Origin of the sequence: Psychrobacter sp. AT9 (genome assembly GCF_047272965.1) — a bacterium.
GTDB lineage: Bacteria > Pseudomonadota > Gammaproteobacteria > Pseudomonadales > Moraxellaceae > Psychrobacter > Psychrobacter glaciei.
The window spans coordinates 1,165,010-1,190,755 of record NZ_JBKOTW010000001.1 but is presented as its reverse complement, the minus strand read 5'-3'; the positions used below and the strand labels follow the sequence as shown (position 1 = coordinate 1,190,755).

The window sequence follows — 25,746 nt, the reverse complement described above, 5'->3', positions numbered from 1 at the left end:
GCTCCTTGCTTAATGAGCTGACTGTTTAAATACAGTCAATTTTAACGGATTATTATTGCTCACAAAAATGGGTGCGAATATGTCGTTTCACTCTAGCAATGACGACTGTCTCGTTGGTCAAGTGATAGCATTTATTTTAGTATTGCCCTATACTGATGAGAGGTATTACAATAATAATTATTCGACACTATTACCCTTTTTTTCTGATACTATTCCCACCCGTATTTTATTCCTAATATCTCTTTATATCAGCCCATCAATATGATTGAGCCTGCGGTTGATAACGATTAAAGGCGATACTGTGCCCCAAAAACGTCTTAAAGACTTGCTGCCCACACCAGAGAAAATTCTAGAAAGCCGCATTTTGAAATTATTTGCACCGCATTTGGCTGATCCGCGTTTATGGCATTTTAACCGGCACAGCTTAAATAAAGCGGTCTATATCGGTGTACTCAGTGCATTTTTTCCACTGCCCGGACAGATGCTATTGGCATTAATTGGCTCGCTAATTTTTCGTGCCAATGTCCCTATGGCGCTTGGTTTGACGTGGATCACCAACCCCGTCACTAGCCTGCCTATCTTTTATGCTGGTTACTACATCGGTGCCAAAATTATTGATGTGCCGATGATCAGTTTACGACTTATCGGCAGGATGATTGCTGATTTTAGCTTGTGGGTACTATCTGATGGCGCTAACCCCTTTATCACTTATCACGGTACTGTTTCATTAACCGCGTTTTGTGTGGGAAGCGCCATACTCGCTATTATTACCAGCATCATTTGCGGATTGGCATTTAAAGCTATTTGGCGTTATAAAACCGTGTCAAGCTGGCAAAAACGTCAACATACCGCAGAAGATAAACCGCCTAAACGATAATCTGCAACCTCAACACATACGGCTCATTGAATCCAATTACTCGTCTTCTTTGTCTTTTTCTATCGCTGCCAAAACATTGTCTGTAAAGCTGCTATCCATCACAAAGATATCGACCACTTTTTCGTCTTTGAGCAGGGTATAGCGTTTGCCAGTGGCGCTATCCTGCGCTTTTAAATCGTAATCAACACCTGCCAGCGTAATAGAATCAAAAACTGAAGTAAGTAGTTCGATCTGTGCATCTTTGTCGACGGTGTCAAACAACGTTGGATCAATATACGGCTTCAATGGCTCATTGCCTTCTTCGGCACTGCCAAAAGCAGCGATTGGATCTTCATCTTCATTCATTGTCATTATCCTTGTTCTATTAAATAAGGCTACTACAGCCGATTCTATATAAAAATACATCAGGTACATTGTTAGGATTACTCTGTCTGCACTACTCTTTACTGCATCCAATTATACTCAGCAAACTATAGTTGGCAACCTATTTTTTATACTCTACTTTATGATATTTCTTCTAAAGCGTGTCATCATTTTAAGCAGGGTGATAAAAATGAGCCACATTGTAGCCAAACAAGAAAAAAAGCGAAGATAATATCGAGGTATTAACTGGATATTATCTTCGCTTTTTGGCAAAATTCAGCCATTGTTAGCTTATCTATATGACTGTTGATTGAATTGAGAACATACTTAAATACTTAGGATACCTCATACTTAAGCCATTTAGTATTGTTCCCAATGACCATTACGCAGTAACAGCTGACGATCCGCCAATGCCGCCAAGTTACGGTCATGCGTCACCATCAGTAGTGCCGTTTGCATGGTACTTTGCAGCTCTGATAGTAGGCCAAAAACGCTTTGCGCATTGTCATAATCCAAGTTGCCCGTTGGCTCATCTGCCAATATGAGCGAAGGTTTGGTGACGAGTGCACGAGCAATGGCCACGCGTTGACGCTCACCGCCTGATAGCTCGCCAGGTCTATGCGCCAAACGATGCTCTAGACCAACGCTCTCTAATATCGCTATTGCTTGATCTCTCGCCTCAGTCGTTGATACTTTTGGGCGTAGCAGCAATGGCATCGCGACGTTTTCAATCGCTGTGAACTCTGCCAATAGATGATGAAATTGATAAATAAACCCCAAGTGCTTGTTGCGCATCGCACCGCGTTCGGTTTCATTCATACTGTTTAATAGCTGACCATGCAACCAGACTTCACCACTGGTTGGCGTATCCAGTCCACCCAGCAAATGTAGCAAAGTGCTTTTGCCCGAGCCGCTGGTACCAACGATAGCGATGCGTTCACCCGCGTGGACGGTCAAATCCAAGCCTGTCAATACTTGGGTGCTAACTGCACCTTCATCATATATCTTATTAATATTGGTCGCCTTTAGAATGGCAGACATAGCGCTTCCTTTATTTTATTTATACCGATATTCATGATTTTTTAAACCTGACTAAACATTCTAGCCTTGAGCGCGCAAGCAAATCCGCGGCTCAATCCTTCGCTTACGGCTTTAATTATTCATAGCGCAGTGTTTGTGCAGGCTGAATTTTAGCCGCTCGGCGTGCTGGATAAATCGTGGCCAAAAAGCTCAATATGAACGATGCACCAGTAATCAATACCACGTCCGTCAAGCGCAGCTGTGATGGTAGGTAATTGACAAAGTAAGCATCAAAAAGATTGAGACCGAAGGCTTGATTAATAAAGCCTAGAATGTCGCTAACCGTGAGGGCAAATATAACGCCCAATATCGTACCCGCAATCGTACCGATGACGCCGATGACTACGCCTTGTACCATAAAGACCTGCGTAATCAGACGAGGTGACGCGCCAAAGGTCTTTAGAATCGCAATATCCGCTTTTTTATCCGTGACCAGCATCACCAAGCTTGAAACAATATTAAATGCTGCCACTAGGATGATTAAGAACAGTAGCAATCCTACCATGGCTTTTTCCATTTGGATCGCCCCAAATAGATTGCCATGCGTTTGCGTCCAGTCATTCGGATAGAGTCGATCAGGGGCAATGGCAGCCGCTTTTTGAGCAGCGATGGGCGCGGTAAAGATATCATTTAGCTTCATACGGATACCTTGAGCACCAGCTGGCAGACGTAACAATTTGCCAGCATCACTCATCGGGATAAAGGCCATGAGGCTGTCCACTTCTGGACTGATACTAAAAATACCCGTGAGGGTAAAACGCTTAAAGCGCGGTATCACACCAGCAGGTGATGGCGATGCTTCTGGCAACACCAAAGTCACCTTATCACCGATACTTAAGCCCAGCGATTGCACCATCTCTTCACCCAGTACAATACTAAAATCACCAGCTTGTAGCGTGTCGATACTGCCTTCAGTCATATGATCGTTGATGATCGAGACATTTTTTTCGTACTGAGGATCGACGCCAGTGACCATGATACCTGCCACTTGGCCATTCGACGTCAGCATGCCTTGTAATTGAATGAAGGGTGCCACAGCAGCCACTTCTGGATCTTCTTTGATACGATCTGCCAATTGTTCCCAATCGCCAATCACCTCACTTGAGATAACCGTTGCTTGCGGCACCATACCCAAAATACGGGTTTTTAGCTCGCGGTCAAAACCATTCATGACCGACAGTACCGTAATCAATACGGCAACCCCAAGGGTCAAACCTATCATCGAGATCAGCGATATAAAGGAAATAAAACCATTACTACGCTCTGCTCGGGTGTATCGTAAGCCGATAAATAACGCTAAAGGACGAAACATATTCAAACTCTTTATCTTATCTACGTGCGACTTTTATATGCGCCAAAACGAGCAGCGACAAACGCCTTATATATGGCGTCTGCCATACCAACATATAAATCGAACACAAAAATAGGGTTTAAAATAGGCCAGATTTGGCCATCAAAAGGGAGCTAGTTTGACACAATTTGGCGGATATGTGCCAGTCATTAGCAAAAACTGCGCGTATTTTTTAATAAAAATAGGGTTTTGTTATTATTTTTTATGAGGGGCTTGCTATTACTTGCGTCTATACCTATATATTGTATGCTAAGGACAATTGTCACTAACCCCTCATTGTTGTTTGCTGACCCTGTGCTGCTGACATTGCTGGCTATCATAGACCAATGATTGTAAATATTGGATGCTAGATAAGCAATCACAGCGTTAGGTCTAAACTTCATCGCTGACTTAAGTTTGAGTATTTTCATGACCATTAATTATCAGTATAAAAACATCCAATCTCCTACCAAAATCACATTATCCGACGAGCAAGCTGCGGGTCATGCCGATCATTGGCGTATTTTAACCGATGACATGAGTCAGGATGTGCCAGAGTGGCTACAAAAAATGATCGAAAAAGCAGCCATGCCCAAAGGTCTCAACCCCAACGTCAGCGCCAAAGACAGTTGCTTGTTGTTATCTGAAGATCAGCCCTGCCACATCAACCAAGTACTGGCAATGAAAGACGGCAAACCAGAACGTTTTATCAACGCCTACCCTTGTGTTGACAGTCCTTATGGGCTGCATTGCAAAATCGAGCGTATCATCGCCAATGACAACTCGCATGACGCAGTACTGCGCTTACGTACGGCTGATGGCAGTATTATTTATGCCTTTGACCAGCTTTATACGGCCAATCGTCACTTATATCAGCGCGACAGTTCGTATTTTGCGAATTTCAGTGCTTGGGCGCATGAAATTAAGCTGAGCGAACAGCAAGAAGTCATTATGGTCGAAGATCAAGAAGCCATCCGCTACCACCGCGCGTTTAATGACATCGTCGCTGCCAATGACGGCCAAATACCAGACGATCTACAAGAGCAAATCAAAGAATGGAAGCCTGAAACCAAAGAACAAATGGCTCCTGTAGAGATTAACTTGGGTCACATGTGTGCGTATCTGTTCGGTGATACTTTGGGACAAGAAGACGAAGCATGGTGCCAAGGTCAAGTACTTGGCAAGCAAGAAACTCTCTTTAATGGCAAATCAATCATCTTGTTTGATGTGGTAATACTACGTGAGCAAGATGCCGATCCATTCGTGGTACGTATTGGCGCGCTCAATACAATAGAGACCGCTTCTATCAAAGTACATGACTACATTCAGGCAAATGTTTGGCTACAAGCCGCCATTTACAAAGAAAATCAAAAGTCACAAGACGCGACGGCGCAATCAAAAGCCAGCTAGAGAATTTAACAACTATCCTTAACTATACGTCATTGTGACAGTTACCGATCATAAAAAATCCCCTAACATAGCATTAGGGGATTTTTTTATGGTCAGTGTGAATGAGATTGATCAAAACTAACCGATTGGGAAAATCTAGAGAATACAGGCTTAAGCCATTAAGCCATCGTCGTCATTGATTTGATACGCTTGTACAATTCTTTTTGCTCAGCACTTGGACGCGCAGTTTGTACCGCCATCAGTTGTGACATGTCACCTTCGACACGAATTTTGCCACCCATAAAAGCGCCCATAATTTCATTAGTGTCGAAATCAGTGATGATAGATTGCAAGATACTACGGTCAAGCAATAGTGTGGTGGTCGCATTATCATTCAAACCGCGATGCAACAAGCCATCAGCAAAGTTGGCTTCGATGTCTTTGTCCGTGTCGGACACTTTTAGGTTAATAATCATATTAGCCAGCGCTGGCGGCAAATTTAGCTCACCAGCTTCACTACCTAACTTCTCAACGTCATCGAACCATGCATCTGTCAAAAAAACTGCCATCTTATTATCCTTAATGAATGGGGTACTGGGTTCACCTTATGGATTACCGCCGCCCAATTGTGTCCAAATGATTAAACTCGTTATTTTGTCATTGTTGTCATAACAATGGATAGGAAATCTACTATCGATATTCTTCAGCCTCATTATAAAGGGCGATTTGATGATAAGTAAAACCTATTTATAAGGCTAATGTTGCCATTGTTACAAAAATTTCTCTAGAGTTTATCCTTGTACCCTGCAATTCGTATCATTTAACCCTCTAGAATAGTCTTAAAATTGGGTATAAAATAGGCTCCTAGCATAACTACAAAGAGTTGCCTGCCTATATTTTTACCAAAGAGTTTGTATTTTGCCGCATAGTTCTGATGATATTTGATTAGGATTGCGTTACAATACCCTTAAACAGAGTCGGGAGTTTTAACTAAACATTACGTTAATCTGTTTTTTTGTCAGCCGCCGCTAGCATACATCAATGGTCAATAATATTTTATTACCAGATGGATACCAGTATCTATCTTCGTTAGTGCTGTTATTTTCAGTAGTAATTAAGATAAATCCTTAACATCGCTAGATGTTTGATGCTTAATTATACGGCGCCACTCCTTATTCCCCTTAACGAGTTATTAACAATCCTACTATCAACTGGTTGTAAGCGAGATATTTTTCTAGCGCTTCCCCCTTCCTCTTTGCATCAGTAGATACCGAGTGGAAGCTTAGCTTGATAGTTAATAACCTTAAGATGATAAATGAGTCAAAAAACAGCATGTACCGCAGTCACTATTTGCTTGCATCAATTTATTTGATACAGATAGCGCGGAGAGTTAGTTAATTCTGTTGATAATTCGGGCTGTAAAGGAATCATCCAATGAGTTTACAAAACACAGCAGTCGCCCCAGTTGACCGTGAGTACGAAATTACTGTCGTAAGATTTTTTACGATAATGGCCGTTGTATGGGGCATCGTCGGCATGAGTCTTGGCGTGTTCATTGCTTCACAGTTGGCATGGCCAGCACTCAACTTTGACATCCCATGGCTGACCTTTAGCCGTCTAAGACCGCTACATACCAATGCGGTTATTTTTGCGTTCGGTGGCTCTGCCCTGTTCGCAACGTCTTACTACATCGTTCAGCGTACCTGTAAGACACGCTTGTTCGCACCGTATTTGGCTTGGTTTACCTTTTGGGGTTGGCAGGCTGTTATCGTTTCTGCTGTCATTACATTACCGCTAGGTTTGACCTCGAGTAAAGAATACGCTGAGCTTGAGTGGCCCATCGACATATTGATTGCGTTGGTGTGGATATCTTATGCCATTGTTTTCTTCGGAACACTCATCAAACGCAAAACCTCACATATCTATGTGGCTAACTGGTTCTTTGCCGCTTTTATTATTACGATTGCGTTACTACACATCGTAAATAGTATGGCGATTCCGGTTAGTGCGTTTAAATCTTACTCGTTATTTGGCGGTGCAACCGATGCCATGGTGCAGTGGTGGTACGGACATAACGCGGTCGGTTTTTACTTGACGGCAGCTTTCCTTGGGATGATGTATTACTTTGTCCCAGTACAGATTGGTCGTCCTATTTATTCGTATCGTTTGTCTATTGTTCATTTTTGGGCATTGATTGCGTCTTATATGTGGGCTGGCGGTCACCATTTGCATTATTCGGCGCTTCCTGATTGGACGCAGTCATTGGCAATGGTGTTCTCCATCATCTTATTCGCGCCTTCTTGGGGTGGTATGATTAATGGTGTCTTGACGCTATCTGGTAGTTGGGATAAGTTACGTACCGATCCGATCATTCGCTTTATGATTGTGGCACTGTCATTCTATGCCATGTCGACATTCGAAGGCCCAATGATGTCTATCAAAACCGTTAATGCGCTATCGCATAATACGGATTGGACAATTGGTCACGTACACTCAGGTGCACTTGGTTGGGTGGGCATGATTACTATTGGTTCGCTATATGTACTGTTGCCTCGTATTTATAATAAGCCAAAAATGTACTCTATCAGCTTAATCACCACGCATTTCTGGCTAGCGACGGCAGGGACTATCTTTTACATCGTATCAATGTGGATCTCAGGTATTGGCCAAGGCATGATGTGGCTGGCTACTAACCCAGATGGTACTTTGGTATATAGCTTCGTTGATACGGTTGAGTTCTCACATTTCCCATATATTGGTCGTGCTTTCGGTGGCTTCTTATATGTGTCGGGCATGTTTGTGATGGCATATAACGTTTATAAAACACTTAAGATGCCTGAAGGTAAGCCTGTAGATGTTGCTGATCCTACGGATCACGAATCTAGTGTCAATACCTCGACAGCTAAAGTATAAGGAGCGATCATGGCTGGTACACCGCATGAAATTATTGAAAAAAATACAGGCTTGTTGGTCATCGGTATCGTTATTGCGATTAGTTTTGCAACGTTAGTTGAAATCGTACCGCTGATTTATGATAACAAGGGTCCAGAGGAAGGTGGCGTGAACGCCCCACTACCTTCTATGGAGCCATGGACTGCGCTTGAATTTGAAGGTCGTGATATTTATATTCGTGAAGGTTGTCACGTCTGTCACACGCAGATGGTTCGCCCACTGCGTGCTGAAGTTGAACGTTATGGGCCGTATTCACGTGCCGCTGAATCAACATGGGATCATCCATTCTTATGGGGTTCAAAACGTACAGGGCCTGACCTAGCACGTGTTGGTGGACGCTATTCAGAAGACTGGCAAAAGCAACATCTCATTGCGCCACGGTCACTAGTACCTGAGTCAGTGATGCCAGGTTTCCCTTGGCTTGCGACCAACGAAGTCAACGGTACGAACGTACAAGCGAAGATGCGTCTATTCCGCGATCGTTTTGGCGTACCTTACACTGAAGAAGATATTGAAGGTGCTCCTGATGCTGTGCTTGGTGCCACTGAGCTTGATGCTTTAGTCGCCTACCTTCAGCAGTTAGGCACCGCAATGGAAGGACAGCGCTAATGGGTATTGGTGAATTACAAACAATTGCGACCGTCTCTGCCTTTGTTGCCTTCGTAGGCGTTGCATGGTGGGCGTATTCGCCAAAAAACAAAAAACGCTTCGAAGAAGATGCACAACTTGCGCTTGATGACGAGGATATAAAGTCTCTGTCTGAAGAGCAGCGCAATAAGGATAAACGATGACATTTTTTTGGAGTTCTTGGATCACGCTATTCAGTTTCGGCTGCTGGCTTTTCATTCTTGGCGTTCTACTGTTTGTATTAAAATACAAGCCAGACGTCGAGGAAGACGGTACCACTGGTCATGAATATGATGGTATCCGAGAATACGACAAACCACTCCCTAAATGGTGGTTGGTGATATTTTTTGGCTCAATCGTTTGGGGTGTCGCTTACTGGGTATTTTTCCCAGCAATGTTCCCAGCACACTGGGAAGGCATCGCCACCGTAGAAGTCGATGGCGAAACCGTACCATGGACCTCTAAGAACGAGCTATTCAGTGAGCTTGAAAGCAATAATAAAATCTTTACCGATAATTTTGAGCAAAGCATCTTGGTGAAAGCAGATGCAGCGGGCGCGACTGCGACATTGGGCACACTTAATGAGTTGCAAGCAAGCATGCGTCGTAGTGAGACACCACCTGCAGATTTGCAAACACAAATTGATGGAAAAATTGCTGAGCTTGCCCCTTATATTGAAAAGCTGTCTGAAAATCCGAACGCCCTAAAAGTCGGTAGCCGTTTGTTCTTACAGAACTGTTCGGTATGTCATGGCTCGAATGCGAAAGGTGCAACAGGCTACCCTAACCTAACTGATAATGATTGGTTATATGGCGGCGAAGCACAAAATATTTTGACCACGCTACACAACGGCCGCGTTGGTGGTATGCCAGCATGGCGCGATCAGATCGGTGAAGACGGTGTGCGTGCAGCATCAGAATATGTATTATCGTTGTCGTCGAATAACGGTAGTAAAAGCAATGGCAAACTTGATCAGACATTGGTTGCTCAAGGTTCAGCTATCTTCCAACAAAATTGTGCGTTATGCCATGATAAAGATGGCAAAGGTATGATTTCAGCGGGTGCGCCAAACTTAACTGATACCATTTGGTTATATGGCGGCGAGCGTGAAACGGTACGTAATACTTTACGTTACGGACGCGCAGGTGTGATGCCGCAGTGGGAAACGAAGCTAGGTAATGAGCGTATTATGCTACTTGCTGCTTATATTTACTCTTTGTCAGACAAGCCAGCTAAATCCACTCAAGCCCTACCTGTTACTGCTACTGCGCCAAAAGCAGCAGCACCGGCAGCAGCTACCGTTAACTAAGACTACTTTAGTCCGTCGTTATTAGGATAAATGGATAAGATCGAAAAAAGGGAGAACTGTTATTGCAGTTCTCCCTTTTGTTTGGCAATTTGGCTGAAGATTTTAGTTTAAGCGCTTTCATGTCTTTGTCATGATACTTATTTACTCTGCAAAGCCAGCTGTGCTGGCGACTCGACGGTAACCAGTCGGTCAATATAATTTGGATACAATGATTGTTTTTGAGCATTATTACCCCATTTATAGTAGGGATAATGCTAAAATAGCACGATTTGAAAACCACGAATCGATCGCCATTTTTAGTATGAATGGTTCAATCGTAATTGGCTATTTACAATCGCTCATTTGGTAGCAGGGTTCGCTGTTTTTTACAGTGATTATCCTACTCAGCTACTTACTGACATTGATAACATCGCACATCCCGACATCTTTTTATTATAGGTGTTTGTTCATCATGCCAGCAGACTGATTCTTTTTTTAAAGAGGCACGTTTATGTCAGCACCACAACCCAATAAAATCCCTGTACAGCAGATTGATCTTGATGCCACCAAGCATCGTATTCATCCTCGATTTATCACGGGTTTTTATCAAAATATCCGCGTCGTTAGTATGTATGCGTTTTTGGCGCTGTTTTTGTTACTGCCATGGCTGCGTTATAATGATAGGCAGGCAATATGGTTTGATGTGCCCTCGCAGCATTACTATATTTTTGGCATGACTTTTTTGACTCAAGATTTTTATTTCATTGCCGCCTTTGCGCTGATTGCCGCTTTTACCTTATTTATGGTAACGGTATACGCTGGTCGGGTATGGTGCGGCTATGCGTGTCCCCAAACGATCTGGACGCATCTATATCAGTACGTTGAAAAATGGGTGATTGGTGACCGTAATAAGCGCATGAAGTTCGATAAAGAACCAATGAGTGCAAAAAAAGCCTTTAAACGTGGTTTGGTATATTTTATTTGGTTTGTTTTTTCAATGATTACGGCGACTACATTCGTCAGCTACGTCTCCGGCACTGATAGCTTATATCATAGTTGGCAGATGATAGGCGTTATACCTTTCCCTGATTGGCCTACGTGGATTTGGGTATCTGTCTTTATCTTTGCTTTTTCTACCTATGTGAATGCCGGCTACATGCGTGAGCAGATGTGTGTTCAGATCTGTCCTTACGGGCGTTTCCAAAGCGTTATGTTTGATAAAGATACACTGATTGTCTCCTATGATTATGAGCGCGGTGAGCCACGAGGCGCGCGCAAAAAAGGGACCAATCCGGAGCATTTAGGCGACTGTATCGAATGTCAGATGTGTGTGCAAGTATGCCCTACTGGTATCGACATTCGTGATGGCTTACAAGTGGCCTGTATTCAATGTGCCGCGTGCGTCGATGCCTGTAATGAAGTCATGGATAAAGTGGGTTATCCCCGTGGTTTGATTCGCTATACGACAGAACGGCAACTGGCAGAAAAAGAGAAAAGCCGAGTATTTCGCCCACGGTTTTTTGCCTATTTAGCGCTACTGACCGTGCTTTGCGGTGGTGTCGTTTATGCCTTGACCGATCGTGTCCCCTTAGAGATTGACATTCGCCGTGACCGTAATCAGTTGTCATCGATCAATACTCAAGGCATGATTGAAAACAGCTATATCGTCAAGCTGACCAATAAAACCCAAGAGCCGCATACCTACAAGATAACCCTTGCCCCGCAAGAAGGTCTGAGTTTGGAATTGCGTTTTAATGATGTACCATTAGAAGCGGGTGAAAGCTTTGATATGCCCGTCAGTATTTATGGTGATCCTGATGTCATTGAATCTGGTCAAACACTTGTTACCCTAAATGTGAACAGCAATGATGGTCAGTACATGGTCAGCAAACAAAACGTTTTTACCACCCAAGGTCAGTAAACGCTTGCGTGTGGCAAGTGTAGACTCATATATTTCACCCGTTAGTCATCGACGAGCGGGTTATAGATTATCATTAAACTGACAGCCGTTAGCCGTCAATTTATCCGTCGATACCACTGTATAGATATCCGATAACTGGATATCTATAAACAGCTATTTGATTAACAGGTATTTTATGTCTACTCCAGCACCAAATTTTAAGCACCAAGATAGCCAGCCATGGTATAAAAACTATATGGTGGTTATCTTTGTGATTGGCATGCCAGCCTTTGTGGTGATTGCTTGCCTCTGGTTTGTTTATTACTCCTATCAGATCCGTGACAGTGTGGTTCGTGACGATTGGTATATGGATGGCAAGACGCTTTATCATGATGTGTCCCGTGACAAGCTGACTTATGACTTAGACCTGCATGGCGAGATGCAGTTTGCCGATGACGGTAATATTGTGTTTTATTTGAATTATCCTGAGCAAAGCTTACAATCGGGCAAATTACTTAATGGCACCCCGCTTACTTATCCTGATAAATTAGATTTATCAATCTCCCATGCGACCGACATTAAAAAAGATCGTGATGTGGTGTTACAGCACCAAGAAGGTAATAAATATAGCGCTAAGGTAGATATTGACCCCGTAAAAGCCAAGTACTATTTGCAAGTGAGCAATGAAGGCAAAGATGATTGGCGTATGCAAGATGTGGCAAAATTGCCACGTTCAAAGGTTAGTTTTGACCCGCTACCAGTATTTGCTGAGAGTTAACTTATACAAATATAGACTTCGTAGATTCAGCGAATAATCAATTCATTAAGACATAAAAAAACCAGCCATTAATAAGCTGGTTTTTTTTGGCTATTATTTGGCTATAGTGAGTAAAAAGTGATATCGAACCATCACGCACTGCTGATATCCATTTTTCTTGCTTGCTGTGCCTGCACAGACAGAGGCGACAAAAAATTAATATCAGCAAAATTTAGCCATTTTTAGCCCATTTATATATTCATCGATTGAGTTGGAGACACGCCCTAGATAACAGGATTAATTGTTGGAATCTTCTGTGTGGGTCGACTGCTTTCTATCGTTTTATCTGACTGTTGCTTACTGGCAAACTTTGGATTAAAAGTTTGCGTTTGTGGCGCTATTGGTAAGCCAATTTCAGCCAAGCTATCGGTCTGCCCTGCCTGAATATTATCCCCTTCAAACAAACGCTTATTATCATCACGATCGAGACTTAATCGCTCAAAATCAAACAATTCACGGTCTGCTAGTTGCGACGGTGCCACGTTTTGCATCGCCTTAAAGATAGAAGCCAAACGCTGTGGATGAGCATCGTCCCATTCGCGTAGCATGTCATTAATAATAGCGCGCTGTAGATTGGTCTGGCTACCACATAAATTGCACGGGATAATCGGAAAATCTTTTAGGTGTGCATATTCAATGATGTCTTTTTCTTCAACGTATGCCAATGGACGAATGAGCATGTTTTGCTTGTCATCGCTGAGCAGTTTCGGTGGCATGGATTTTAGCGTGCCACCATGGAACAAGTTTAAAAAGAAAGTCGCGAGCATGTCATCACGGTGATGACCAAGAGCAATTTTAGTCGCGCCAATTTGTTTGGCAAAACCATATAATGAGCCACGACGCAAACGCGAACATGCCGAACAATATGTCTTACCTTCCGGCACCACGCTTTTGACGATACTATAAGTGTCTTTTTCTAAAATATAGTGGGCAATGCCCTGCTCGTTTAGATACGCTGGCAAAATGTCTTCTGGATAGCCGGGTTGTTTTTGATCCAAATTAACCGCGACGATATCAAAATTAATCGGTGCAATACGTTTTAGCAGCAATAGAATATCCAATAAGGTATAGCTGTCTTTGCCTCCTGAAACACAGACCATCACCACATCACCCTCTTCGATCATATTAAAATCACGAATCGCCCAAGATACTTGTCTACGCAGTTTCTTCTGTAGCTTGCGAAACTGTGCTGATTGAGTAGGTGATAACTGCTCAGCCATCAAATCATCCTCAGCGGCATCATCATCTTCCATACTATCAATCTCTAAAGTATAGTCAGCCATACCTGCATCAGCAGACATCTCATCAAACTCTGGCGTAATTTTTGGTGTAAACAAGGTCGCTGCGGTCATAAGTTACTCAATATCTTTACAAGGGTGATTTTGCTATACAGCAAACTGCTATTACAGTGCTGTCATACATGATGGGCAAGCGTTAACACTGATGCTTTAAAAGCAGGGATTATAACAAAATTTGCTAACAGTTTGAAAAGAGGACATTAAATAATGGCTGCATGGTTCTGTAATGGTTGGATTTTTGCTAAAATAACCGTTTTTCGTAAACCAATAATAGATAACACTATGACTAACGTTACTTCGCAAAGCACCTCCAATAATCAAGCCTCCGATACTGACTTAAATGCTCTGCATAAAAGCCAAAATGCCGTTGTGCTACTGTCGGGCGGGCTTGATTCGGTGACTTGTTTGTATTGGGCCAAGGCACGTTATGCATCGGTGACTGCGGTCAGCTTCAACTATGGTCAACGCCATAATAGTGAGCTTGTCGCCGCAAAAAATATCGCCGAAACGGCAGCGGTCAACCATCGCATTATCGATATTGATATCGCTCAGCTTGGTGGCTCATCATTGACGGATCACAGTATGATGGTTCCTGATGGGGATGCGGAGAAGTTCCCTAATAAAAACCGTGATGAGATTGATAACGATGCCATCCCAAACACCTATGTACCGGCTCGTAATACCATATTTTTATCTTATGCCTTAGCCGTCGCTGAAGTGACCGACGCCAACCATATCGTTATTGGCGTCAGCTCAGTCGATTATTCAGGTTATCCAGATTGTCGTCCTGAATACATTGCCGCTTTTGAGCACATGGCAAACTTGGCGACAAAAGCGGGCGTTACTGGCCATCATTTATCCATTCAGACACCATTACAGCAGCTGTCAAAAGCAAAAACCATCGAGCTTGGGCTGTCATTGGGTGTCGATTATGGTCAGACGATTTCTTGCTATCAAGCCGATGCAAATGGTCTTGCCTGCGGTGTTTGCGATAGCTGTACCTTGCGTCGCCAAGGATTCGCCCAAGCAGGTATCGCTGATCCTACTCATTATCAACCTTAACAGTTTAAGTACTCATAGCGACAGACAGTATAACTAAACATTAGCGAAACATTCGCTTGCATTAACACAGCACGCCGCCGTTGTATTTTAATTACGATACTTGCTATGGTATGGACGATTCTCTCTGTCATCAGATAGACAACTGATAGAGAAATACCCTTATTTACCTCAGTAATTTAATTTTTGAGTAAAAATCTACAAAATTGACGCTACCCTTGAGAGGATGTTTATGAAGTTTTTGCCAGTATTACCCCTAGCCTTAGCGGCTCTTTTTGCCATACCACAGGCCAATGCTACCGATATCGAGCAAGACAATATTAATACCTGTGTGAGCGGGGCCGTCAAATATAAAGTTGCTGATAAAAATAACGCGACCAAACTGTGCAATTGCACCATTGGCGTTCGTAGCAACATGACGATCGGTCAAATGTGGGAAATTGAAAGCTACGCCCAAGACAAGAAAGACCCGTCAGGCCTATCTTACGTGAAGGAAATGCAAAAAGACTTGCAGCAATGCACCGTCGGCTTAGATCTAAAGAAACCACAAAAACCGGCATAATTGATAAAAGGTTCAACACAAAAAAGACTGGTCATTACCAGTCTTTTTTGTTGCCAATGAATAAGTGAAGTGTAAAACTGAGTATTTATTTCTGCTAATCTGCCTATAATAAGACAATCATAACTCAAACAAACATTAAAATGACTAAGGACTTTACCATGGCTAAACCAACCACAGAAACTATCGCCCTGCCCGACTTTCCAGTGACGATGGTGCGTGAGCTCGATGGTCACTTTATTCATGATGACATTGACCTAAAAGACTTGGTTGCGCATACCGACAAAGGACTGATCCTTTATTTTTATCCAAAAGACAGCACTCCAGGCTGCACCACACAAGCGACAGAATTCACGGCGCGTCTTAGTGAGTTTGATGATTTGGGCTATGATATTGTCGGGGTCTCCCGTGATAGTGTCGAATCTCATGAAAGGTTTATCGCGAAATATGATCTACAGATTCCACTGATCAGTGATAGCGACGAAAAACTATGCCAGTACTTTGAGGTCATAAAAGAAAAAAACATGTACGGTAAGATAACGCTAGGTCTGGTACGCTCAGCTTTCGTATTCGATAAAGACGGCAATCTCACGCATGCGCAGCGCAATCTACGCGCCAAAGATTATACTGAGCGTTTACTGACGATATTGGCACCATAACTTTTATTATAATTAGTGGCACTAATTATTGGTCATAAAATAGCGTTTATTGAGTCGCTGAGCACAAACGATTAAAAGCCAACGTCTTATCAGTCACTCACATCCTATAAAATATAACTACTTGAGAACAATATGAAAAACCAGTCCGACACCGCTGTCGATAGCACAAACCATCAAGTCACCCGTAAAGTCTCTGTTGCCATCATTGGTGCAGGTACAGCAGGACAAAACGCCTTTCGCCAAGCCAGTAAAATCAAAGACGATGTTGTCATTATTAACGAAGGCTTTTGGACGACGACTTGTGTCACTGTAGGCTGTATGCCTAGCAAACTATTGATCGCAGCGGCTGACCGTGCACATGATGCCAACCATTCTGCTGAATTCGGTATTCACACAACTGTGCAAATAGATGGCAAACAAGTGATGGGGCGCGTACGCGACGAACGCAGTCATTTCGAAAGCTATCTCGAAGAGCAAGTAGATAGCTGGCCTGATCACAAAAAAATAGCGGGTCACGCTCATATCAATAAACAAGGTATGATTGAGGTCAATGACGAGGTGATTGAAGCAGAAAAAATCATCGTGGCCACAGGTAGCTCCCCTTTTATTCCAGAAGGTTGGGCGGACAAGCTTGGTGATACCTTGCTCACCTCTGATACCGTTTTTGAGCTGCCAGACTTACCAAAATCTATGGCGGTCGTTGGTGCAGGTGCCATTGGCTTGGAGCTCGCCCAAGCATTTAATCGCTTGGGTGTGGATGTGACATTATTTAATCGCGTCAAAAAGGTGGCTGGACTGAAAGATCCAGACATTAGCAATAAGGCCATCGACTGCTTAAGCCGCGAGCTGATGATGCACTTAGGTAGTAAAATTAACGATGTCGGTGTACAAACGGCTGAAGGCAATAAATGTTCACTCGCTTTTATTGACTATGAAGACAGCGCAGGTGAGACACAGCAGTGGCAAGGGGAATACGTACTGGTCGCGACAGGTCGCCGTAACAATATTGACGAGCTAGGCGTTGAAAACCTAGGCGTTGTACTCGATGAAAAAAACCGCCCAAAAGATCTGAGCAAGAAAACCGGTCAAATTGGTGATTTGAATGTCTTTATTGTTGGCGATGCCAATGCCAATATTCCACTGTTACATGTGGCCAGTGATGAAGGTTTTAGTGCAGGTAATATGGTCTGTGACAATAAAGACGCTGCCTATATCCGTCCACCAGCAGTGCCCTTTTCTATCGTGTTTTGTTCGCCCCAAATCGTTAATGTCGGTATGTCTCTACCAGAAATACAACAAGATCCAGAATTGGAGTATGTCATTGGTCGCGTCAGTTTTGATAACCAAGGTCGCAGTCGTGTGATGGGTGTCAACTGTGGTCTGTTGCATATCTATGGATGCAAAAAAACCGATAGAATCTTAGGCGCTAGCATGGTAGGTCCTGATGCCGAGTATATCGGTCATATACTCGCTATGGCAATTACCAATGACTTGAGTATCAAAGCCATGCTCGATACTCCTTTCTATCATCCAACGATACTAGAAGGTTTGCGTACCGCGCTACGTGATGTCCAGTATAAGATGGAGATACCTTTCCAATCTCAAGACACACAAAAAGATAACTCTTAATGGATACCTCAGTCACACTTTCCAAGAAGTGAGGGCTTAGTCTCAATCACCACTCATGTTATGTTTGATTGCTTTGATAACTTGAGGTAGTTTATAGCCAAGCATCTCGTGTACAAAACTTTGTACAAACACACCCTGCATGGACGAAAAAATGCCAATCGCCAGTGTTACCGACTTTTTTAAAGAGATTATTCGTGACCTGCACACCAGCCTTTACCTCGCTTTGGGCGGCTCTATAGACGAAGAGTCATTCGATTGGACATCGCAAGCAGTAGAGTTGGTTAGCACTGGTATCAAAATCCTAATACTGCTTGCGGTATTGGGGTTTTGTTATTGGTTGGCTATTTATATTGTCAAAAAAAGCAAATCTCGCATTCGACTGAATGAGCGCCGTGCCAAAATCGTCCGTTCCGTTTTGCGTTATATCTGGATAGTTACCAGCTTGATTGCCATTATGAGCCAAATTTACTTTGAGCCAGAGACTATCAAGGCCACTGCAAAAGCCAGTACATGGGCGGGTATTTATTACGTACTTTGGACGTCATCTGGACAGATTATTCACAGAGTGCTACAGCATTATGGTCTCAACGCTTCTATAGAGCAGCTGCTTCAAAACATCTTGTCAGTGCTGCTATTGGTACTCGGACTTGCCAGCGTCATGGCGCAATTTGGTTTTGATATTGTCTCATTGGTCGCAGGTTTAGGGATTGTGGGCTTGGCAGTCGGTTTTGCTGCCCAATCAACCCTTGCTAATTTCATTGCGGGTATCACCATTTTGCTCGAACAATCTTTTCAGGTTGGCGACTGGATTCATATCAATGACAATGAAGGTCGTGTCGTACTCATTGCATTACGCACCACCCATATTTTGACTCGAGACAACATCACCGTCATTATTCCCAACTCTAACGTTGCCTCTTCTGAAGTTACCAATTTAACCTCCAAGAACTTTATTCGCTTCGATATTCGTGTGCGTATCGCTTTTGAAGATGATGTCGACACTGCTCGCAAGGAAATTTTGCAAGTCCTTGCTGATACTGAAGTGGTGCTCAATCGTCCTGAATGCTCAGCTACCGTGGATGAAATTGGTGAGTACGGAGTGTTTTTTATCGTGCGTTTTTGGGTCAAGCCTGCCGCTGTCGCGCGCATGCCCAAAATCAAGGAAGGTCTAAAAGAGGATATCAAGCGTGCCTTTGATGCCGCCAATATCTCCACCCCTTACCCGCATATGCGCTTACTGATGCCAAAAGACGTCGATTATCCTATCGCTACCAAACCCTTTGCGACCACAACGCAGGTCGTATCAGAAAAACGGCCGCTAACCAAGGATAATAAATAACGTTTATTAAGGAATGCCCCTAATCTGGAAAAGTAAATTCAAAAATCTTAAGCGACAGAGACTACTTCAAACATAGCTCTCTATGATATGGCCAAAGCAGCTAGCGTAGCTTGTAAGGTCTAAAAAAAGCTCATATATTTTGATAGCTTATATAGTCAGTCCGATATGAAAAAGATACAGCGGGACTGGGATGAATTTTTTGCAGCCTCTGTCGGCATAGGCACAGCAAGCCAGAAAAATTTATATAGTCATTCCACTATAAAAATATTACAGCGTTAACCTCGCTTGAAGTATCAAATATACATCTACACTCGGTTGCCTTGTACTACTTTTAAATTGAATCGACTATAGCAGTTTCGCGTTATTAAATAACTTATCCATTTTATTTAGTATTAACTATATAGTGAATATAAGCCTAAAGATTTGCTTATGGATTACTATAACTATTATCATATAAATGCAGCATTTTGAAAACAAAAAGACAATAACCCAAATCGGAGTAAATAATGATTACCCATGTACCTGATGTGACTTTCAAAACTCGTGTTCGTGATGAATCTATTGGAGGAGATAACCCATTCACATGGTATGACCTCACCACAGATGAGTTATTTGCCAATAAAAAAGTGGTTGTGTTCTCACTACCAGGTGCCTTTACGCCAACTTGTTCGACCAGCCACCTACCTCGTTATGAAGAGCTTTACAATGAGTTTAAGGCGTTAGGCGTAGATGAAATCGTTTGTATTTCTGTCAATGATGCCTTCGTCATGTATCAGTGGGGCCTAAAGCAAAACCGCGAAAACGTTTTTTTGCTGCCTGATGGCAATGGTGAGTTCACTCGTAAAATGGGCATGCTGGTTGATAAGAGTAATCTTGGCTTTGGTATGCGCTCATGGCGTTATTCGATGCTTGTCGACAACAAAGCCATCAAAAAAGTGTTTAAGGAACCTGATTTTGGCGACAACTGTCCAATAGACCCATTTGAAGTATCAGATGCAGACACTATGTTAGATTATTTGAAAAGTAAGGCTTAAGTACATTGACTTTTGACTGGTATTATCAGGCGTCGATAGATGCTTAAGTACTGAGGCTCAAATACTGCCAAACTGCCAAACTGCCAAACTGCCAAACTGCATAGTCCTTGAACATAAGGGCTACGCAGTTTTTTTATGTTTTTTACAAGAACATCTATCTCTGAGCTTTGTTATTTTCCTTGTTTGACTGTAATTTATCTCATTTGTATTACCATTTTAAAATGAGGACACGCCTTAGATTAAAAACCAATAATGAGCCATTTTTTTAATCTGACGCTATAGCCAAAATATCCTAAAAATGCGACGGTATTGCTGATATCAATTTTTTGTAGCCTCTGTCTGTGCAGGCACAGCAAGCAAGAAAAATGGATATCAGCATTGCGTGGTGTATCTGTACTACTTTTCACTCACTATAGTTTTCACTCACTATAGATAGCAGTAGTTTTAATAACACCTTAACGCCAAAATTTTAAACGCCGTCTTTTAATCAAAGCCACTTAAACCATCCATAGCGTAATTATGGTAAAATTGACGGTTAAACATCTTATCTTATGATGTGCCTTATTTATCATTACTTATCAATTTAGCCCACAGGTATCCGTATGACCGAAACAACCGCGCCAGCCCTTGCCGCCGCATCTTCACCAGCGTTGTCAGAAGCACTTTCACCAGCGATCTCAGCAGAGTTGTCACTTGAGCTGATTATCACTTGTGCCGATGGGCTTGAGGCACCACTACAGACTGAGCTGACGAGTTTTGGTATTGCAAGCGATATCAAAAGTACGGGGCGTCTGACCGTTACGGGTACGTTGCGTGACTTATATACTATTTGCCTATGGTCGCGGGTAGCGTCACGGGTATTGATGTTAATCAAACGCAGAAACATCAATGCTGAGTATGATGTGGCCGAGCAGCTTTATGGTTTGGCAAAATCGGTCAATTGGACGGAGCAATTCAACTTAGAGCAAACCTTTGCCATCCGTCTATCCGTCGACAAACGCGTCGCTGTCAGTCAACAGTTTGCGATGCTACGTATCAAAGATGCCATTGCTGATACCTTTAATGAAGTTTATGACAGTCGCCCTAACGTCGATAGCAAACATCCGGATTTTGCTATTTTTGCGACGGTTAATGACAAGCAAGCTGAACTGTATTTAGATTTGTCAGGCACCAGTTTACACCGCCGTGGCTATCGCGTGGCGATGACCGAAGCACCATTAAAAGAAAACTTAGCAGCAGCTTTGCTTTATAGCGCAGGCTGGCATAAGAAAAATGATGCTGGCGACGCGCCTTTTTATAATGCCTTAGTCGATCCAATGTGTGGCTCTGGCACCTTTATCATTGAAGCGCTACTCATGCATTGTGATTATGCGGTGGGTATCGACAAAGCCGCCAATCAATTTGGTTTTTACCAATGGCAGCATCATGACGAGACGCTATGGCAGCAGATGATTGATGATGCCCAGACACGTTTCCGTGAAGGCTTAGCAATCGCTAACGAGCAGCCAGATACCCTACCGCTCATTTTGGGTTTTGATGCCGATAGTGGCGCGATTATCGCCACAGAAAAAAACCTTATTGCCGCTGGTTTACAGGACTTGCTACCGTTACTCGACATTGAAACCCGCGCCCTTGACCAGCTAAGCAGTGTGCTAAAGCCGTTGGTCGATGATGGTCGATTGAGCAATCCTCTAATTATCACCAACCCACCTTACGGCGAGCGTTTGGGTGATGAAGAGATGATTAAGCCCTTGTATCAAGCGATTGGGCTTATATTGCAAGACAGCTTTGCTGGTAGTGGTGTCGATCCGATGCTTGGTATATTGGCCTCTCATGTCGAGCAAGTCGATATCTTACCAATTAAAGAACCAAAAACCTTACGCTGTCATAATGGTGCCATTACCGTTTATTTCCGCTATGGCAAGTTGATTGCAGGGCAAACAGGTAATCTTGTGAGCCGTTTTGAAAAGCGTGAGATTGAAGTAGAAGACGGTCAAGACTTTATCAATCGCCTGCAAAAAAATCTTGCCAAACTCAAGAAACTGGCCAAAAAAGACAATGTGAGTAATGTGCGTGTCTACGATGCCGATTTGCCTGATTTTAAAGTGGCTATCGACTTATACGGTGACTATGCGCACGTGCAAGAATATGCACCACCAAAAACCATTCCACCCGAGACCGCCAAAAAACGCTTTAATCTAGCTTTGATGGGTATTCGTGAAGTGTTTGATATTAATCGCGAACAAATCTTTATCAAAACTCGGGCACGCCAGTCTGGTAATGATCAGTATAGTAAGCAGAACACCACAGAAAAGCGTGGCAAGTTTCATGTTGCTCGCGAAGATGGCGCGTATTTCTACGTCAACTTTACCGACTATCTCGATACCGGTCTGTTTATTGACCATCGTAATATGCGCGCTCGGATTAAAGACAACAGTCGTAATAAATCAGTATTGAATTTATTTGCTTATACCTGTACGGCAAGTGTACATGCGGCATTGGCTGGCGCGAAAAAAGTCACCAGCGTTGACTTGTCGCAGAACTATCTCGATTGGGGCAAGCAAAACTTTGTCCTAAATGGTTTGGATGTCAGCCGCAATAAATATCAATTCGTTGCTGCCGATATTTTTGAGTGGATTAAGGAAAATACCGAGCAATTCGATATCATCTTCATTGATCCACCGACCTTTTCAAACTCGAAAAAGTTCCAAGGTACTTTTGATGTGCAGCGAGATCATGCCGCTATTATTAACCGCGCGATGAACCGCTTGACCGCTGATGGCGTCTTATACTTCTCAAACAACTTTACCCGTTTTGAGCTCGATGAGCAGTTAATCGAGCGCTATGACATCGTTGATATCACCCAAAAAACCATTGGCTTCGATTTTAATATCAAAAAACCAATCCATCAAAGTTTTGAGATTCGTCACCGTCAAAGCCTGTAATCAAGCGCTTATCGATACAAAAGTGCTAGACAAATAGAGAAATTCATCTCAGCAGTCTAGCTCCTCAAAATTTGGTTTTTTTGCCCAATGACGATGAAACACAATAATGACCCAATCTACTTTGATTGGGTCATTTTTTGTTGTTATGATAGAGCGTTATCAAGCGATGGTCTTGCACCAATTTTGGTTCAACATCGCTTTTATTTTCATTACTTCATACCAAAAATTTTTACGCTAACAACAGGGACAATCTCATGGCATTATCACTTAATAAAGGCGGTAATTTATCGCTAACCAAAACTGACCCAAATTTAACCAAGCTACTTATCGGTCTTGGCTGGGATGAGCGTGCTACTTCTGGTGCCGAGTTCGACCTTGATGCCAGCGTATTTTTATTAAACACCGCTGGCAAAGTACGCGGCGATCATGACTTTATCTTTTACAACCAACTCAAATCTGACAATGGCGCGGTTGAGCATACTGGTGACAACCGTACTGGCGAAGGTGACGGTGATGATGAAGTCGTCAAAGTAAACCTAACCCAAGTACCTGCCGATGTCGATAAAATCGTCGTCACTGTCACCATTCACGATGCAGCAGCTCGCAGCCAAAACTTTGGGCAAGTAGCCAATGCTTTCATCCGTGTCGTCAATGAAGATACTGGCACCGAAGTAGTACGTTTTGATTTGGCAGAAGACTACTCTGTTGAGACCGCAATGGTATTTGGTGAAGTCTATCGTCATAACGGCGAATGGAAATTCCGCGCCGTTGGTCAGGGCTATTCTGGCGGCTTGCAAGCCATGTGCCAGCAATACGGCGTTGATATCTAAACCCGTGTTTAGATGATATCATTATCACAATTAGGGTGATAAGCACTGCTAAAACTAGCGTTCAAAGCACCTTTATTAGTTAGCTATGCTAAGTAGCTTTGTAGAGTTCTGAATAAGCTAATGAATAACGTACTTTTAGTTGCAAAATAGCCACAATTATTGATAGCTAAACGACCAATAATGCTTTATGTTTCGTTTAGAATTATGCATAAAAAAGTGGTTAGCGATAACCGCTTTTTTGTGCTGTGTCTATAATAGACAACCTTAGCTTTACGCAACTAGACAGGATGTGTCATGAGACATTTTTATTTAGACTTTATCTTCACGGCCATTGCCTTAGCGGTCGCGGCATGGTGGGGATATTCACATGGCGGTATGGGTGGTATGATTTCCACTCTCTCGATTACTGCTATTTTGGCCGTTATGGAAATCTCGTTGTCTTTTGATAACGCAGTGGTCAATGCCTCAGTCCTAAAGGGCTGGGACGAATTTTGGAAAAAGATATTTTTAACGGTTGGTATTTTAATCGCCGTATTTGGTATGCGCTTGGTGTTCCCCATTGTCATCGTCGCGGTTACCGCTGACCTTGGTATGATGCAAGTTATAGATTTGGCATTGAACGATCCTAAAGAATACTCAGCAAGACTAATGGCACATCATGCTGAAATTTCAGCATTTGGTGGTATTTTCTTACTACTGGTCTTCTTAAACTTTATATTCGATGAAAAAGAAGTGCATTGGTTTGACTGGCTTGAGAGCCGTCTTGCGAAACTAGGCAAAGTGGATGCCATGAGCGTCTTCGTTGCGCTTATTGTCTTGATGATTTCAGTATCTTGGGCCACCGCTGAACAAGCTTCTGCCGTTTTGATTGCGGGTGTTTGGGGTATCTTAGTTTATCTAGGTGTACAGGTAGTCTCTGGTATGCTTGAAGGTGATCTGGAAGAAGATCTAGAAAACGGAGAAAATGGCTCGGGCGCTGCGGCGACCAGCGCGATTATGAAAGGCGGTATTATTGGCTTCTTGTACTTAGAAGTTCTTGATGCTTCTTTCAGTTTCGATGGCGTGATTGGCGCATTTGCAATTACCAATGACGTTATTGTTATTATGCTCGGTCTTGCAATCGGTGCAATGTTCGTGCGTTCGATGACGATTTTCTTAGTCGATAAAGGCACGCTTGATGAGTTTGTCTATCTTGAGCATGGTGCGCATTACGCCATCGGTGCTTTAGCCATTATCATGCTGTTATCGGTGAAGTTTCATGTACCAGAAATTATCACTGGTCTTATCGGTATTGCCTTTATTGGTTGGGCGTTTGTGGCCTCACTCAATTATCGCAAACAAGAAGCAAAATCTCTTAACTGATAAATAGTGAGTTTGAAGCGTAGTAAGCATCAAACATAATACGTTTTGTTTAGCATAATACGTTTTAATGACAGGTTATACCAAGATGTTGGTATAACCTGTTTTCGTTTATGAGCATTTTTTATTTACGGCATGCAACTTTTACAAAGTTTTTCAGCTGCTTATTATCTGAGCCTTTAGCCAACTTCTGAAGACTCATAAAATACTTTGCGATAACAATATCTTAACCACTGTTACTAGGTTTGTTAAAAAGTATCAGAGTTGCAGCACTGATATGTCCCTTAGTAACCATCTGGTAAGCGCACAAAATACGCCTTGCTTAGTGAGCAAACGCTTAGTATAGTAAAACGTAATGATATGCAGGGTATGGCATACAGGTAGTTTTTTTATGATTTACCCACATATATCA

The 25,746-nt window shown here is 42.8% G+C and carries 22 protein-coding genes; 17 read left to right on the top strand and 5 right to left on the bottom strand.

Annotation, left to right across the window (positions count from 1 at the left end; genetic code table 11):
• Positions 1–301: 301 nt before the first annotated feature.
• A complete protein-coding gene (locus ACMFL8_RS05215; RefSeq protein WP_227676173.1) occupies positions 302–877 on the top strand; it encodes a DUF2062 domain-containing protein in 576 nt (191 codons plus the stop codon).
• Between the two features lie 36 nt (positions 878–913).
• On the opposite strand, the gene ACMFL8_RS05210 is transcribed toward ACMFL8_RS05215, so the two are convergent.
• From ACMFL8_RS05210 to ACMFL8_RS05200, 3 genes are all read right to left on the bottom strand, one after another.
• Positions 914–1,222: a hypothetical protein gene (locus ACMFL8_RS05210; RefSeq protein ID WP_010199620.1), complete on the bottom strand. Its 309-nt coding sequence runs from the start codon at positions 1,220–1,222 to the stop codon at positions 914–916.
• A 378-nt stretch (positions 1,223–1,600) separates the two neighbouring features.
• Complete coding sequence (gene lolD / locus ACMFL8_RS05205; RefSeq protein WP_010199619.1) at positions 1,601–2,281, bottom strand: lipoprotein-releasing ABC transporter ATP-binding protein LolD; 681 nt, start codon at positions 2,279–2,281, stop codon at positions 1,601–1,603.
• A 115-nt stretch (positions 2,282–2,396) separates the two neighbouring features.
• Positions 2,397–3,632 carry a lipoprotein-releasing ABC transporter permease subunit gene (locus ACMFL8_RS05200; protein WP_413190272.1) on the bottom strand — a complete coding sequence of 412 codons (1,236 nt, stop codon included), beginning with the start codon at positions 3,630–3,632 and terminating at the stop codon, positions 2,397–2,399.
• A 447-nt stretch (positions 3,633–4,079) separates the two neighbouring features.
• On the opposite strand from ACMFL8_RS05200, the gene ACMFL8_RS05195 reads away from it, so the two are divergent.
• Entirely contained in the window at positions 4,080–5,060 is a 981-nt protein-coding gene (locus ACMFL8_RS05195; protein WP_189584545.1) for a hypothetical protein, read from the top strand.
• A 158-nt stretch (positions 5,061–5,218) separates the two neighbouring features.
• On the opposite strand, the gene ACMFL8_RS05190 is transcribed toward ACMFL8_RS05195, so the two are convergent.
• On the bottom strand, positions 5,219–5,608 hold the full coding sequence (locus ACMFL8_RS05190; RefSeq protein ID WP_010199611.1) for a hypothetical protein: 390 nt from the start codon (positions 5,606–5,608) through the stop codon (positions 5,219–5,221).
• Between the two features lie 865 nt (positions 5,609–6,473).
• On the opposite strand from ACMFL8_RS05190, the gene ccoN reads away from it, so the two are divergent.
• The 6 genes from ccoN (at position 6,474) to ACMFL8_RS05160 (ending at position 12,584) form a co-directional block, all read left to right on the top strand.
• Positions 6,474–7,952 carry a cytochrome-c oxidase, cbb3-type subunit I gene (ccoN, locus tag ACMFL8_RS05185; RefSeq protein WP_010199609.1) on the top strand — a complete coding sequence of 493 codons (1,479 nt, stop codon included), beginning with the start codon at positions 6,474–6,476 and terminating at the stop codon, positions 7,950–7,952.
• A 9-nt stretch (positions 7,953–7,961) separates the two neighbouring features.
• Positions 7,962–8,600 carry a cytochrome-c oxidase, cbb3-type subunit II gene (gene ccoO / locus ACMFL8_RS05180; protein ID WP_010199607.1) on the top strand — a complete coding sequence of 213 codons (639 nt, stop codon included), beginning with the start codon at positions 7,962–7,964 and terminating at the stop codon, positions 8,598–8,600.
• On the top strand, positions 8,600–8,782 hold the full coding sequence (locus tag ACMFL8_RS05175) for a CcoQ/FixQ family Cbb3-type cytochrome c oxidase assembly chaperone (protein ID WP_010199605.1): 183 nt from the start codon (positions 8,600–8,602) through the stop codon (positions 8,780–8,782). Before ccoO ends, ACMFL8_RS05175 begins: the two co-directional genes overlap by 1 nt.
• Complete coding sequence (ccoP, locus tag ACMFL8_RS05170) at positions 8,779–9,927, top strand: cytochrome-c oxidase, cbb3-type subunit III (RefSeq protein ID WP_413190271.1); 1,149 nt, start codon at positions 8,779–8,781, stop codon at positions 9,925–9,927. The genes ACMFL8_RS05175 and ccoP overlap by 4 nt, the downstream gene beginning before the upstream one ends.
• 490 nt (positions 9,928–10,417) lie before the next feature.
• Entirely contained in the window at positions 10,418–11,827 is a 1,410-nt protein-coding gene (ccoG, locus tag ACMFL8_RS05165; protein ID WP_194620049.1) for a cytochrome c oxidase accessory protein CcoG, read from the top strand.
• A gap of 175 nt (positions 11,828–12,002) precedes the next feature.
• Complete coding sequence (locus ACMFL8_RS05160; RefSeq protein WP_010199599.1) at positions 12,003–12,584, top strand: FixH family protein; 582 nt, start codon at positions 12,003–12,005, stop codon at positions 12,582–12,584.
• A 263-nt stretch (positions 12,585–12,847) separates the two neighbouring features.
• Here ACMFL8_RS05160 and ttcA read toward each other — a convergent pair whose 3' ends face one another.
• Positions 12,848–13,924 carry a tRNA 2-thiocytidine(32) synthetase TtcA gene (gene ttcA / locus ACMFL8_RS05155; protein WP_413191369.1) on the bottom strand — a complete coding sequence of 359 codons (1,077 nt, stop codon included), beginning with the start codon at positions 13,922–13,924 and terminating at the stop codon, positions 12,848–12,850.
• A gap of 342 nt (positions 13,925–14,266) precedes the next feature.
• On the opposite strand from ttcA, the gene queC reads away from it, so the two are divergent.
• The 9 genes from queC to ACMFL8_RS05110 all read left to right on the top strand — a co-directional run bounded on the left by queC (position 14,267) and on the right by ACMFL8_RS05110 (position 25,337).
• Positions 14,267–14,983 carry a 7-cyano-7-deazaguanine synthase QueC gene (gene queC / locus ACMFL8_RS05150; protein WP_265087668.1) on the top strand — a complete coding sequence of 239 codons (717 nt, stop codon included), beginning with the start codon at positions 14,267–14,269 and terminating at the stop codon, positions 14,981–14,983.
• Positions 14,984–15,212: 229 nt separating this feature from the next.
• Positions 15,213–15,542, top strand: a complete 330-nt coding sequence (locus ACMFL8_RS05145; RefSeq protein WP_189584517.1) for a hypothetical protein — start codon at positions 15,213–15,215, stop codon at positions 15,540–15,542.
• A gap of 158 nt (positions 15,543–15,700) precedes the next feature.
• Complete coding sequence (locus ACMFL8_RS05140) at positions 15,701–16,198, top strand: peroxiredoxin (RefSeq protein WP_194620064.1); 498 nt, start codon at positions 15,701–15,703, stop codon at positions 16,196–16,198.
• A 132-nt stretch (positions 16,199–16,330) separates the two neighbouring features.
• The gene (locus tag ACMFL8_RS05135) at positions 16,331–17,827 is read left to right on the top strand and encodes a dihydrolipoyl dehydrogenase (protein WP_413190270.1); all 1,497 of its coding nucleotides are present in this window, start codon (positions 16,331–16,333) and stop codon (positions 17,825–17,827) included.
• A gap of 151 nt (positions 17,828–17,978) precedes the next feature.
• Entirely contained in the window at positions 17,979–19,166 is a 1,188-nt protein-coding gene (locus tag ACMFL8_RS05130) for a mechanosensitive ion channel family protein (RefSeq protein WP_227669940.1), read from the top strand.
• Positions 19,167–19,672: 506 nt separating this feature from the next.
• The gene (locus ACMFL8_RS05125; protein WP_194620071.1) at positions 19,673–20,200 is read left to right on the top strand and encodes a peroxiredoxin; all 528 of its coding nucleotides are present in this window, start codon (positions 19,673–19,675) and stop codon (positions 20,198–20,200) included.
• Positions 20,201–20,802: 602 nt separating this feature from the next.
• Positions 20,803–23,145, top strand: a complete 2,343-nt coding sequence (gene rlmKL, locus ACMFL8_RS05120) for a bifunctional 23S rRNA (guanine(2069)-N(7))-methyltransferase RlmK/23S rRNA (guanine(2445)-N(2))-methyltransferase RlmL (RefSeq protein WP_194620073.1) — start codon at positions 20,803–20,805, stop codon at positions 23,143–23,145.
• 254 nt (positions 23,146–23,399) lie between these two features.
• Positions 23,400–23,975 carry a TerD family protein gene (locus ACMFL8_RS05115; RefSeq protein WP_189584499.1) on the top strand — a complete coding sequence of 192 codons (576 nt, stop codon included), beginning with the start codon at positions 23,400–23,402 and terminating at the stop codon, positions 23,973–23,975.
• Between the two features lie 294 nt (positions 23,976–24,269).
• On the top strand, positions 24,270–25,337 hold the full coding sequence (locus ACMFL8_RS05110; RefSeq protein WP_189584496.1) for a DUF475 domain-containing protein: 1,068 nt from the start codon (positions 24,270–24,272) through the stop codon (positions 25,335–25,337).
• The last annotated feature ends 409 nt before the right edge of the window (positions 25,338–25,746 follow it).